The following is a 12484-nucleotide window of genomic DNA, read 5'->3' as shown; positions in this document are numbered from 1 at the left end:
GACCTGACTGATGGACGTGACCGACGTCACTCCCGCCCGGCAGCGCCCGGTCGGCCTGGCCGAGTTGGCCCGTATCCCGGTGCGGCGGTGGCGCACGGTGCTCGCCGCCACCGGGTTGGTGCTGTTACTGGTGGCCGCCTACCTGCTGGTCTTTCCCGCCACCTACACCGCCACCACGGCCGTGGTGGTCCGCCCGGTGGTCACCGACCCGTTCTCGGTGCCCTCCGGTGGTGCCGACCGGGCGGTCAACATGACCGCGGAGAGCGGGATCGCCACCAGCAACGGGGTCATCGACAAGGTCGCCTCGATCACCGGCCGGGACACCACCGGCGTGGCCGACGCGCTCACCGTGGAAACCCCGGTCGGTGGACAGGTGATGCGGTTCAGCTACTCCGGGCACAGCGAGGCCGAGGCGGTGGACGGCGCGAACGGCGCCGCCGAGGCGTACCTCGAACTGCGCAAGGGGATGTACGAGAACCAGCGCGCCGCTGTGCTCAAGTCGTACGACGACACGATCGCCCTGGTCACCAGCCAGCGCACCACCACCCAACGGTCGTTGCCGGCCAACCAGAACTCCTCCACCCCGTCGCCGCGCACCAGCGCCCTGCTGGACCAGCTGCGGGCGCTCAACGACCAGCTGGCGACCCTCGCCGAGCAGCGTTCCAAGATCGGCTCGGCGGATCTGAGCCCCGGATCGGTCACCAGCGCCGCCCGCGCCCCCGTCCCGTCGAGCCGGGACGCCGCCCCGCTGATCCTGGTCGCCGGGCTGCTCGGCGGGCTGCTGGTCGGCGGTCTGGTCGCCTTCGTCCGGGAGTCCATGGACCGCCGGGTGCGTACCGCCGACGAGGCGTCCGCGCTGGTCGGTGCCCCGCTGCTGGGGACCGTCGGGCGGGACCGCTCCGGGCGGCTCTCCGACACCGACCTGCGCTACCTGGTGCTGGCCCTGAGCCGCTGGGTGGACGGGCCGAGACCGCTGCCGCTGGTACTGCTGTCCAGCGCCGCCGACGAGCGACGCGAACAGGTCACCGCCGGGATCGCCGCGGCGCTCGCCCAGGGCGGGCACGAGGTGCGGCTCGGGGTGGCCCCAGAGAGCCGGGACCGGATCCGGCCGTTGCTCCAGGACGCCCAGCGCCGCCACCCGGCCACCGAACCGACCCGCCCCCGGGTGCCCCGCCCGCGCCCGGCGCCCAGCGCCGTCCCGGCACCGGCGGCCACCGCCCCGATGGGCAGCCCGGAAGACACCATGATCATCCAGCCGGTCCGCAAGCCCCGGCCGTTCCCCACCGAGGACCCGAAGAACGGCGGGGTCTACCGCTCCACCACCACCTCGGCGGACAAGACCGAGATCATCCCCCGGGTGCTGCCCAAGGAGACCCCCACGGTCGACGGTGAGGAGCTGCGCATCGGGTCCGGCGCGGTGCACCTGGTCCCGCTGGACGCCCCGACCGGCGGTGGCGTCACCGTGATCGACGCGCCTCCCGCCCTGCACGACGAGCGGGGCGTGCGAGCCGCCCGGGAGGGCCGGGCCGTGCTGGTCGCCGCCCGGGACAAGACCCGCACCGGCCGGCTGAGCCAACTGGTGGAACGGCTGCGCGCGGTGGGCGTCGAGCCGGTCGGATTCGTGGTGACGGGAGAGAAACGTGACTGAGTCGACGGCCGTCGGGCAGCACCCGCCGGTGACCGTGGTGATCGCCACCCGGGACCGGCCCGGCCTGCTGGAACGGGCCGTGGGTGCCGTGCTCGGCCAGGACTACCCCGGCCCGGTGGAGTGCATCGTCGTCTACGACCACACCGACCTGCGCGAGCTGGCCGTGGACGTCCCGGCCGGCCGTAGCCTCCGCTATGTCAACAACGCCCACCGGCAGGGCCTGCCCGGCGGTCGCAACACCGGCGCCGACGAGGCCACCGCCGACCTGGTCGCGTTCTGCGACGACGACGACTTCTGGCTGCCGGCGAAGCTGCGCCGGCAGGTCGAGCTGCTGGCGCAGCGCCCCGACGCCGCCGCCGCGAGCTGCGGCATCCGGCTGGAGGGCCCCGGCATCGCCAAGGAACGCCAACTCGACCGGGCCGAGGTCACCCTCCCCGACTTCGTCGAGGACCGGATCATGGAGGTGCACTCCAGCACCATCCTGATCCGCCGCTCGACCTGGGACGCCATCGGCCCGGTCGACGAGGAACTGCCCGGCGGCTACGGCGAGGACTACGAGTGGCTGCTGCGGATCGCCGCGCACGGCCCGGTGGTGATCGTGCCCGAGGTGCTGGTGGTGGTCGACTGGCACGGCGGATCGTTCTTCTTCGGCCGCTGGGCGACCATCGTCGAGGCCACCCGCTACCTGCTGGACAAGCACCCCGAGCTGGCGGGCAGCCGGACCGGCCTGGCCCGGCTGCACGGCCAGATCGCCTTCGCGCTCGCCTCCGGCCGACGGCGGCGGGAGGCGGTCCGGGAACTCGGCCGGGTGGTCCGGCTCAACCCCCGGGAGAAGCGGGTGCTGGTGACCGTCCCGGTGGTGCTCGGGCTGCTCTCCGGGGAACGGGTGCTCCGACTGGCCCAGCGTCGGGGTCGAGGTGTCTGACCGGCGGCGTCGGGCCGGCACGTCGCCGACCGGACTGCCGCCGCTGCCCACCTGGCCGCTGTTGGCCATGTTCGGGTTGATGCCGCTGTGGTGGGCGCTCGGCGGCTTCTACCTCGGCTGGTCGGCGTTCGGACTGGTGCTGCTGGGCCTGATGGTCACCCGGGGCCGGGTGGCGTTGCCCGCCGGCACGGCCTGCTGGATGGTGCTGCTGGCGCTGGTGCTGCTCAGCTTCACCCGGCTGGACCGGGCCACCGCCTACCTCACCTCCGGGTTGCGGCTCGGCTTCATGGTCACCGCCCTGATCGTCTGCGTGTACGTCTACAACCTGGTCCGCGACGGCGTCCCCTGGGCCCAGGTGCTCCGCCCCCTCGGCTGGTACTGGCTGGGCGTGGTCGCCCTGGGCTGGCTGGCGGTGCTGGCACCCCGCTTCCAGCTCACCACCCCGATGGAACTGCTGCTGCCGGGCAGCATGTCGGGGGAGCGGTTCATCCAGGCGCTGACCCACGTGCGGGCCAACGAGTTCAACCCGGTCTCGCGCGCCCCGATCTACCGGACCGCTGCGCCCTACCCGTACACCAACAACTGGGGCACGGCGTACGCGCTGCTGGTGCCGTGTGTGCTGGCGTACCTGACGTCGGTGCGTACCGGCAAGTTCCGGGTGGCGCTGCTGGTGTCGTTGCCGCTGTCGATGGTGCCGGCGTTCATGACCCTCAACCGGGGCATGTTCCTCGGCCTCGGCGCGGGACTGACCTACCTGGGCCTGCGGGCGCTGGTACGGGGCAACGCCAAGCTGATCGCCTCGATCGGCGGGCTGGTGCTGCTGGTCTGGGTGGTCAGCCTGGTGGTGCCCGTGCAGGAGCTGATCGACAACCGGGTCAGCAGCACCGACACCAACGTCGACCGGATGGACCTCTACGTGCGTACCCTCCAGGCCGTCGAACGCTCGCCGCTGCTCGGGTACGGCGCACCCAACAGCGTCGACACCACGCTCGCCGAGGAGCCGCTGGGCACCCAGGGCATGATCTGGCAGGTGCTCTACAGCCACGGCATCCCGGCCCTGGTCGCCTTCCTGGCCTGGCTGGTGCTGATCGCCAAGCGGCTCGCCAGCGCGGTCTCCCCGGCCGGGCAGTGGCTGAGCACGATCCCGGTGATCGCCCTGGTGGTGATCCCCGTGTACGCCTACATCGACCCCAACATGTCGGTGATCTTCTATGCGGTCGGGGTCGGGTTGGCGGCGGTCAGCGGGCCGGTGAACCGCCCGGTGACCCTCGCGCCCGGAGTCGTCGAGCCCCGCGCACCCCGCCCCACCGCGGCGGCCTCCGGCCCGCCGACGGCGGCGCTCACCGGCCCGCCGACGGCGGCGCTCACCGGCCCGCCGACGGCGGCGACCGGAACGGCATCCGTGCCGACCAGGGCATCGGCCACCGTCCCGCCCCCCAGCGCCACCGGCACCGCCCCGGCCACGCGTGGCCGAGCCACCGCCAGCGTCCCGTCCCCGCCCACCAGGGTCACGGCCAGCGCTTCCCCGTCCGCCCCCCGGGGCGCGACCCCACCCCCGACCCCGGTCCCGCCCCGCCCCGCGGCCCCAGCCCCAGCCCCAGTGCTGGCCCCGGCCCCGAGCCGAGTTCCAACCCCGGGCCCGAGTCCGGTTCCGAATCCGGCCCCAGGTCCGGCTTCGGCACCCGCTGCGGACCCGGCTCCCGCTCCCGCCGGCCGGAGCGCGTCGCCGTCGGCCCCGGCCCCGGCCTGGCCCCCGCTCCCGGCTTCCGCTCCGGCTCCGGCTCCCGCTTCCGCTTCCGCTCCGGCTCCGGCTCCGGTTTCCGCTCCGGCTCCGGCTCCGGCTCCCGCTCCGGCTTCCGCCGCTGCGCCGCACCCGGTGCCGGCCGCCACCCAGGCTTCGGTCCGGCCGTCGGTCCCACCGTCGGTGCCGGCCGCTACCCAGGCTTCGCCCCGGCCGCTTTCACCGCCGCTGCCCGCTGCCGCCCAGGCTTCGGCCCGGCCGTCGGTCCCATCGCCGACCTCGGCCCCGGCTCCGGGCGGCGGGTCCCGGCCGGGTGGCGGGGTGGACGCACCCACCGTGGTGCAACCGGCCCGGCCCGACGGGCCCACCCCACCGGTCCGGACCGCCACCCGGACCGCAGACCAGACCGGCACCGAGGACGGCAGGGAGCGGACATGAGCCATCCGGGCACCGGGACCGGGACCACACCCGCGGCTCCTCGGCAGGTCGACCGCCGTGCCACGGCGGCCGACGCACCGGCCGGGCCGGTGGCGGACACCTCCGACGCGGCGAGCGGCGCCGGGGAGGTCCGCCGCAGCGCCCGCAGCGGCGCGGTGGGGCTGGTCGGCGCGGCGGTCAACGGCGCGCTGGGTTTCCTGCTCACCGTGGTCATCGTGCGCGGTTTCGGCACCGACGGATCGGGTGCGCTGTTCACCGCCATCGGTGTGGTCTCCATTCTGGGCGCGATCTGCTGCGCCGGTGCGGACACCGCGCTGGTCTGGGCGCTGCCCCGACGCCGCACCGGTGTCGACGGTGACGCCGCCCGGCTGCTGCCGGTGGCGTTGCTGCCGGTGCTGCTGCTCACCGGGGTCGTCGCGACGGTGGGCGCGTTCACCGCCGACCGGCTCGCCCCGGTCTTCTTCGAGCGGTCGGACGGGCCGACACTGCTGCGGCTGGCGTTCCTCGCCCTGCCGGTCACCGTGGCGATGACCGTGCTGCTCGCCGCCGTCCGGGCGGTCCGCCCGGTGACCGCCGTGATCGGCATCCAGTACGTGCTGGTGCCGCTGGCCCGACCCGTACTGCTGCTGGCGACGGTCGCCACCGGGGCCGGGGTGGCCGTCGGGTTCGGCGGTTGGCTGCTGCCGGTGGCGTTGGCCGTGGTCGCCGCCGCCGTCCTGCTGCTGCGTCCGCTCGGGGTGCTGGCGGGGGCGCGGCTGCGGCCGGACGGCGCGGACTGGCGTACCCTCTGGGGCTTCGCGCTGCCCCGGGCGGTGTCGGCGGCGATCGACGCGAGCAGCATGTGGGTCGGGGTGTTGCTCACCGCGGCGCTGGCCGGTGCGGACGAGTCAGGTGTCTTCGGCGCGGTCGGCCGGTACGCCCTGGCCGGGCTGCTGATCATGCAGGGGTTGCGGGTGGCCGTCGCGCCCCAGCTCTCCCGGCTGCTCGGGCAGGGGCGCACCGCCGACGCGGCGCTGGTCTACCGGCGGGTCACCGTCGTGATCATCCTGCTGTCCTGGCCGGCGTACCTGCTGCTGGCGGTGTTCGCGCCCGGGTTCCTCAGCCTCTTCGGTGACGGGTTCACCGTCGGGGCCGCCCCGCTGGCGGTGCTCGCCTTCGCGATGCTCGTCAACTCCGGGGTGGGGATCGTGCAGACCATGCTGCTGATGAGCGGCAACAGCACCCGGCACCTCCAGGCCACCGTGGTGGGGCTGGCGCTCACCGTCGGCCTGGGTTTCCTGCTCATCCCCGACCACGGGGCGCTCGGCGCGGCGTACGCCTGGACGGCCGGCGTGGTCGCCGAGAACGTGCTGGCCGCGATCGCCGCCCGGGTGGCGATCGGCGAGCCGCTGCTCACCCGGTCGGTGGGTTGGGCGGCGCTCGGGGCCGGCGGCGGTGCGGCCGTGGTGGCGGTGCTCAGCGCGCTGGTCGCCGGCCGGGGCGTGGCCGGTCTGGCGCTGGCCCTGGCGGTGCTGGCGGTCGTCGCCGCCGGGCTGCTGCTGGACCGGCGGGTCCGGGGTACGGTCCGGGCCGCCGTGACGATGCTCAGGCCGAAACCGGCATGAGGCGCTCGGGCGGAGGCCGCCGTGACGATGCTCAGGCCGAAACCGGCGTGACGAGAGGGAGACGATGACGATCCGCGACCGCCTCAAGGGTGTGGTCCCGCACCAGGTCACCCACCAGGTACGCAGCTCGCTGGTCCGGTACGGCGAACGCACCAGCGACCGTCGGCCGCTGCCCGACTTCCTGATCACCGGCACCAAGCGGGGCGGCACCACCTCGCTGTGGCGCTACCTGCTGGCGCACCCCCTGGTGCCCCGGCTCTTCCCGGCCTGGAACACCAAGACCTCGCACTACTTCGAGGAGAACTGGGGTCGGGGCGAGGCGTGGTACCGCTCGCACTTCCCGACCGTGCGGCACCGGCAGGCCCTGGAACGTCGGCACGGCGGGCCGGTCCGCGTCGGTGAGGCCGCCCCGCTGTACATGTTCCACCCGCTCGCCGCGCAGCGGGTAGCCGAGCTGATGCCCGACGTCCGGTTGATCTTCCTGCTCCGGGACCCCGTGGAGCGGGCGTACTCGCACTGGAAGGAGCGGCGCACGGAGGGCAAGGAGCCGTTGGACTTCGTCGAGGCGCTGGCCCGGGAGGAGGAGCGGACGGCGGGGGAGCGGGAGAAGCTGATCGCCGACCCGACGTACTTCAGCGAGGCGTACGACTGGTACACCTACCGGGCCCGGGGCCGCTACCTGGAGCACCTGACGCCGTGGCTGGACCGGTTCGACCGTTCCCAGCTGCTGATCCTGCCCAGCGAGACGCTGTACGCCGAGCCGGCCGCCACGTACGCCCGGGTGTTGGACTTCCTCGGTCTGCCCCCGCACCAGCTCGCCGCGTACGAGGCGCACAACCACCGCCGCAGCAGCGCCATGCCCGAGCAGGTACGGGAAGAGTTGAGCGTGCACTTCGCCCCGCACAACGCGGCGTTGGAACAACGACTGGGTATGCGCTTCGACTGGTCGTGAACCCGGTCGGCGGCCCGCCCGGCGCAGCTCGGCGTCCGCAGGGCGGGACGGACCGGACAGGGTGCCGACGCCGGCACCGGGCGTGACAGACTGACCGTCGTGTTGCGTTGGCTGACTGCAGGTGAATCGCATGGTCCGGCTCTGGTGGCGTTGTTGGAGGGGGTTCCCGCCGGGGTGGCGGTGACTTCTGGTGACATCGTGGGTGAGTTGGCGCGGCGTCGGTTGGGTTATGGCCGGGGTGCGCGGATGGCGTTCGAGCAGGATGAGGTCGAGGTCGTCGGTGGTCTGCGGCACGGCGTCACGCTGGGCAGTCCGGTCGCGATCCGGGTGGGGAACTCGGAGTGGCCGAAGTGGCAGACGGTGATGGCCGCCGACCCGGTGGATGCGGGCGAGTTGGCGAGTCAGGCCCGGAACGCTCCGCTGACCCGTCCCCGGCCCGGCCACGCCGACCTGGCCGGCATGCAGAAGTACGGTCACACGGATGCGCGGCCGATTCTGGAGCGGGCCAGCGCCCGGGAGACGGCTGCGCGGGTGGCCGTGGGCACCGTGGCGAAGGCCCTGGTGAAGCAGGCCCTCGGCATCGAGATCGTGTCGCACGTGGTGGAGTTGGGTTCGGTGGCCGCGAAGCCGGGGCTACGGCCGACGCCCGAGGATGCTGAGCGGATCGACGCGGACCCGTTGCGGTGTCTCGATCCGGATGCCAGTGTCCGGATGGTCGCTGAGGTGGATGCTGCGAAGAAGGCTGCTGACACGCTCGGTGGGGTGGTGGAGGTGTTGGCGTACGGGGTGCCGCCGGGTCTGGGTAGTCATGTGCAGTGGGATCGGAAGCTTGATGCCCGGTTGGCGACGGCGTTGATGTCGATCCAGGCGATCAAGGGCGTCGAGATCGGGGACGGGTGGCAACAGGCCCGGTCCCGAGGCTCGGAGGCGCACGACGAGATCATGCCCACCGCGACCGGGGTGCGTCGGGTCACCGACCGGGCGGGTGGTCTGGAGGGTGGGATCACCACGGGTGAGCCGGTGCGGGTGCGGGCGGCGATGAAGCCGATCTCGTCGTTGAACCGGGCGTTGGCCACGGTGGATGTGACCACGGGTGAGCCGGCGACGGCGATCAACCAACGGTCGGATGTGTGTGCGGTTCCTGCTGCGGCGGTGGTCGCGGAGGCGATGGTGGCGTTGGTCCTCGCCGAGGCCGCCATGGAGAAGTTCGGCGGTGACTCGGTGGCCGAGATCCGCCGCAACCTTGCCGGCTACCTCGACGCGCTGATCATCCGGTGAGCGCCGGCTGCCAAGAAGGGCTGGCCCCGGTGAGGGCGAGGAGTGCAGCGCAGCGGAGCCCCGCAGTCGCGAACGAAAGGCTGGCTTCGGTGAGGGCGAGGAGTGCAGCGCAGCGGAGCCCCGCAGTCGCGAACGAAAGGCTGGACCAGTGAGGGCGAGGAGTGCAGCGCAGCGGAGCCCCGCAGTCGCGAACGAAAGGCTGGACCAGTGACGAAGCCTGTCTGCGTGCTGGTCGGGGCGCCCGGCTCCGGCAAGAGCACCGTCGGCGCGGAGCTGGCCACCCTGCTCGGGGTGGCGTTCCGGGACACCGACACCGACATCGAGCAGATGGCCGGCAAGCCGATCCCGGAGATCTTCATCGACGAGGGTGAGGCGCACTTCCGGGCCCTGGAACGGGCCGCGGTGCTGGCGGCGCTGACGTCGCACGCCGGGGTGCTCGCCCTCGGCGGTGGGGCGATCCTCGCCGAGGATAACCGGGCCGCGTTGGTCGGGCACACCGTGGTGCACCTGTCGGTGGAGTTGCCCGACGCGGTGAAGCGGGTCGGGCTCGGTGCCGGCCGGCCGTTGCTGTCGGTGAATCCGCGCGCCACCCTCAAGCACCTGATGGACCAGCGTCGGCCGCTCTACGCGGAGGTCGCGACGGCGACGGTGGTGACCGACGGCCGCGCGCCGGAGGACCTCGCCGCCGAGGTCGTCGCCCTGCTCAAGCCCTGACCGGGCCCACCCGGCGACGCCGGTGCGGCCGGACGGCCGTCGACCCGTTCCGGCGGGGTTCGGGCCGCCAGGTCACCAGCAGGGCCAGCGCGAGCAGGATCTCGGCCAGGTCGCCGACGTAGTACATCAGGGTCGCCGCCGTCCGTAGTTGGTCGGCGGGGGCGTCGGCGTCGACCAGGCCGGCGTACATCAGCTGGGCCAGGGTGGCGTGGGCGGCGACGGACAGGCCCAGCACCACCAGGCGCACCGGCACGCCGGGGCGGTGCGTCCCGGGGTCGGGGCCGGCGATCGCCCAGGTGAAGGCGTACCCGCTGAGCAGGAAGTGCAGCAGGAGCAGCGGGTGCAGGCCGGGGTGGGTCAGGGTGGCCCGGTACAGCGGCGTCAGGTGCAACAGGTACAGGCCCCCGGCGGTGAGCAGCAGGCCGGTGACCGGGTGGGTGGCCACCGCCACGGCGGGATGCCGCAGCAGCCGCAGCGCGGCCCGGCCGGCCCGGGGGCGTACCGTCCGCAGGGCCAGCGTGCCTGGTGCGCCGAGCACCAGCCCGAGCGGCGCGAGCATCCCGACCAGCAGGTGCTGCCACATGTGCCCGACCAGGTCGTGGGCGGGCAGCAGCAGGGCCACCGCGAGCAGCGCAGCGCCCGCGCCGAAACTGGCGGTCCGCCAGTGGCTCCAACCGGCCCGCCCCGGGTCACGCTGGCGCAGGGCGGCGGCCAGATAACCCCAGAACACCATCGCCGGTACGAGCAGCAGCGGTCCGCCCCCGCCGTCGTGCGCCCCGGTCATCGCGGCCCGGCGCAGGTGTCCACGGCCGTGGCGCGACGCTGGACCGCCCAGCCGAGGGCCACCAGTGCCGCCCCGAGCAGCAGGAAGCCGACGTCCCAGGCGGTCTGGTGCGGACCACCGTGTACGTGGTGGATGCCGAGCAGATGGTGGTCGATCACCCCTTCGACCAGGTTGAACAGTCCCCACCCGACCAGTGCCCAGCCCCAGAGCACCCCGGAGCGCCACAGTCGGCCCCGGGACCGGGTGACCCGGGAGTGGAGCAGGGCCAGCCCGGTGAGCACCGCCACCCAGGTCACCACGTGGAACAGTCCGTCCCACAGGGTGTTCATCTGCAACCCGGGCACGGTGTCCACCGGATACGCCCTGATCCCGACGTTGTCGCTGCCGGTGCTGCTGAGCATGTGGTGCCACTGGAGCACCTGGTGCAGGACGATGCCGTCGACGAACCCGCCGAGGCCGACGCCGAGGATGACGGCCGGCAGCCGGATGTCCGCGCCGTCGATGGTGGTGCCGGCCATGGGTTCCTCCGCGTTCGGGTCGATCCCGTCCCCGGTGCCCGGGTTCTGTCGGGCTAAACGCCGGCCCTGCCGTGCGGTCACGCGGTGGGTCCGGCACGCGGTGGGTCCGGCACGCGGTGGGCCCGGCATCCGGCGGGTCCGGCATGCGACGAGGGTCCGGCATCCGGCGGGTCCGGCACCCGATGAGGGTCCGGTCGGGCGGCCGATGGTCCGATCTCCGGGCCGTGGTCGGTCGGCCACCTCCTCTCCCGGACCGCCACCAGGTGGACACCCGCCGTGTCGAAGCCGACGCTGGACTAGGCTCCCGGCGATGGACGAGGTGACCCGGATTCCGGTCGGCGGCGAACGGCCGTACGACGTACTGGTCGGGCGGGGCCTGCTGGCCGAGCTGCCCGCGTTGCTGCCCGACGCGACCCGGGCGGCGGTGCTGTACGCGCCGCCCCTACGGGCGTTGGCCGAGGAGATCGGCGAGCGGTTGGCCGGGGCGGGGGTCACCCCGCTGGCGATCGAGGTGCCCGACGCCGAGGCGGGCAAGCGGGTCGAGGTGGCCGCCGACTGCTGGGAGCAGCTCGGTGCGGCCGGCTTCACCCGTACCGACGCGGTGGTCGGGGTGGGCGGCGGTGCCGTGACCGACCTGGCCGGCTTCGTCGCGGCCTGCTGGCTGCGCGGGGTGCAATGGGTGCCGGTGGCGACGTCGCTGCTCGGCATGGTCGACGCCGCCGTCGGCGGTAAGACCGGAGTCAACACGGGGGCCGGCAAGAACCTGGTGGGGGCCTTCCACCCGCCGGTCGGGGTGCTGGCCGACCTGGGCACGTTGGACAGCCTCCCGGCGGCCGACCTGGCCGCCGGGCTGGCCGAGGTGGTCAAGTGTGGCTTCATCGCCGACCCGGCGATCCTGGACCTGGTCGAGGGGGACCCGGCCGCCGCCGTCGACCCGACCGGCCCGGTGGCCCGGGAGCTGATCGAGCGGGCGATCCGGGTCAAGGCCGACGTGGTCTCCGGTGACCTGCGCGAGTCGGGTGTCCGGGAGGTGCTCAACTACGGGCACACCCTGGCCCACGCGATCGAGAAGGTCGAGGGGTACCGCTGGCGGCACGGGCACGCGGTCTCCGTCGGCACCGTCTATGCCGGCAGCCTGGCCCGGTTGGCCGGTCGGCTCGACGCGGCGACCGCCGAGCGGCACCGCAGCGTGCTGACCGCGCTGGATCTGCCGACCAGCTACCCGGCGGACGCCTGGCCGGACCTGCTGGCGGCGATGCGGGTGGACAAGAAGGCCCGGGGCAGTCGACTGCGGTTCGTGGTGCTCGACGGGCTGGCCAGGCCGGCAATCCTGGACGGCCCGGACGACGAGCTGCTGCACGCCGCCTACCGGGAGGTCAGCCGGTGACCACCGCCACCCCCCGGGTGTACGTGCTCAACGGGCCCAACCTGGGCCGGCTGGGCACCCGTCAGGTCGACGTGTACGGCGTTACCAGCTATGCCGACCTGGTGACGCTCTGCGTCGAGACGGGCCGCGAACTGGGGCTGGACGTGGTGGTCCGGCAGACCGACGCCGAGCACGAGCTGCTGGGCTGGCTGCACGGGGCGGCGGACGAGGGTGCGGCGGTGGTGCTCAACCCGGCGGCCTGGTCGCACTACTCGATCGCGGTGCGGGACGCCTGCGCGTTGCTGCGTGCGCCCCTGGTCGAGGTGCACATCTCCAACATCCACGCCCGGGAGGAGTTCCGGCACCACTCGGTGGTGTCGGCGGTGGCCACCGGCGTCATCTGTGGGCTCGGCGTGGACGGTTACCGGCTCGCGCTGCGGCACCTCGCCACCCGGCTCGGCGGGGCCGACTGACCCCCGCTTCCGTCACTGTGCGTGACGGTCGGGGTGGTCGGTG

At 73.7% G+C, this 12484-nt stretch carries 11 protein-coding genes; 9 read left to right on the top strand and 2 right to left on the bottom strand.

The features are described 5' to 3' along the window. Positions 1 to 10: 10 nt before the first annotated feature. From AB0C22_RS17300 to AB0C22_RS17270, 7 genes are all read left to right on the top strand, one after another. Positions 11 to 1648 (top strand): hypothetical protein, encoded by a 1638-nt coding sequence (locus AB0C22_RS17300; protein ID WP_219469691.1) that lies wholly within the window; start codon positions 11 to 13, stop codon positions 1646 to 1648. Beyond that, positions 1641 to 2573, top strand: a complete 933-nt coding sequence (locus tag AB0C22_RS17295; RefSeq protein ID WP_219469693.1) for a glycosyltransferase family A protein — start codon at positions 1641 to 1643, stop codon at positions 2571 to 2573. Before AB0C22_RS17300 ends, AB0C22_RS17295 begins: the two co-directional genes overlap by 8 nt. Next, positions 2566 to 4752 carry a hypothetical protein gene (locus tag AB0C22_RS17290; RefSeq protein ID WP_357535845.1) on the top strand — a complete coding sequence of 729 codons (2187 nt, stop codon included), beginning with the start codon at positions 2566 to 2568 and terminating at the stop codon, positions 4750 to 4752. The genes AB0C22_RS17295 and AB0C22_RS17290 overlap by 8 nt, the downstream gene beginning before the upstream one ends. Then, on the top strand, positions 4749 to 6356 hold the full coding sequence (locus tag AB0C22_RS17285; protein ID WP_219469700.1) for a polysaccharide biosynthesis C-terminal domain-containing protein: 1608 nt from the start codon (positions 4749 to 4751) through the stop codon (positions 6354 to 6356). Before AB0C22_RS17290 ends, AB0C22_RS17285 begins: the two co-directional genes overlap by 4 nt. A 64-nt stretch (positions 6357 to 6420) precedes the next feature. Next, on the top strand, positions 6421 to 7308 hold the full coding sequence (locus AB0C22_RS17280; protein ID WP_219469702.1) for a sulfotransferase domain-containing protein: 888 nt from the start codon (positions 6421 to 6423) through the stop codon (positions 7306 to 7308). 99 nt (positions 7309 to 7407) lie between these two features. Then, positions 7408 to 8586 carry a chorismate synthase gene (aroC, locus tag AB0C22_RS17275; RefSeq protein WP_357535842.1) on the top strand — a complete coding sequence of 393 codons (1179 nt, stop codon included), beginning with the start codon at positions 7408 to 7410 and terminating at the stop codon, positions 8584 to 8586. A gap of 207 nt (positions 8587 to 8793) precedes the next feature. Beyond that, a complete protein-coding gene (locus tag AB0C22_RS17270) occupies positions 8794 to 9300 on the top strand; it encodes a shikimate kinase (RefSeq protein WP_357535840.1) in 507 nt (168 codons plus the stop codon). On the opposite strand, the gene AB0C22_RS17265 is transcribed toward AB0C22_RS17270, so the two are convergent. Continuing rightward, positions 9290 to 10084 (bottom strand): cytochrome c oxidase assembly protein, encoded by a 795-nt coding sequence (locus AB0C22_RS17265; RefSeq protein ID WP_357535838.1) that lies wholly within the window; start codon positions 10082 to 10084, stop codon positions 9290 to 9292. The two genes, AB0C22_RS17270 and AB0C22_RS17265, sit on opposite strands and share 11 nt — an antisense overlap. After that, positions 10081 to 10602 carry a DUF2243 domain-containing protein gene (locus tag AB0C22_RS17260; protein WP_219469714.1) on the bottom strand — a complete coding sequence of 174 codons (522 nt, stop codon included), beginning with the start codon at positions 10600 to 10602 and terminating at the stop codon, positions 10081 to 10083. Before AB0C22_RS17260 ends, AB0C22_RS17265 begins: the two co-directional genes overlap by 4 nt. Before the next feature lie 310 nt (positions 10603 to 10912). Here AB0C22_RS17260 and aroB point away from each other — a divergent pair, with 310 nt between their 5' ends. Then, positions 10913 to 11989 (top strand): 3-dehydroquinate synthase, encoded by a 1077-nt coding sequence (aroB, locus tag AB0C22_RS17255; RefSeq protein ID WP_219469717.1) that lies wholly within the window; start codon positions 10913 to 10915, stop codon positions 11987 to 11989. Then, positions 11986 to 12441, top strand: a complete 456-nt coding sequence (gene aroQ / locus AB0C22_RS17250; protein ID WP_208570157.1) for a type II 3-dehydroquinate dehydratase — start codon at positions 11986 to 11988, stop codon at positions 12439 to 12441. Before aroB ends, aroQ begins: the two co-directional genes overlap by 4 nt. The last annotated feature ends 43 nt before the right edge of the window (positions 12442 to 12484 follow it).

Source organism: Micromonospora sp. NPDC048894 (assembly GCF_040649765.1).
GTDB lineage: Bacteria > Actinomycetota > Actinomycetes > Mycobacteriales > Micromonosporaceae > Micromonospora > Micromonospora antibiotica.
The sequence above is the reverse complement of the archived record's forward strand: the minus strand, read 5'-3'. Positions and strand labels throughout refer to the sequence as shown.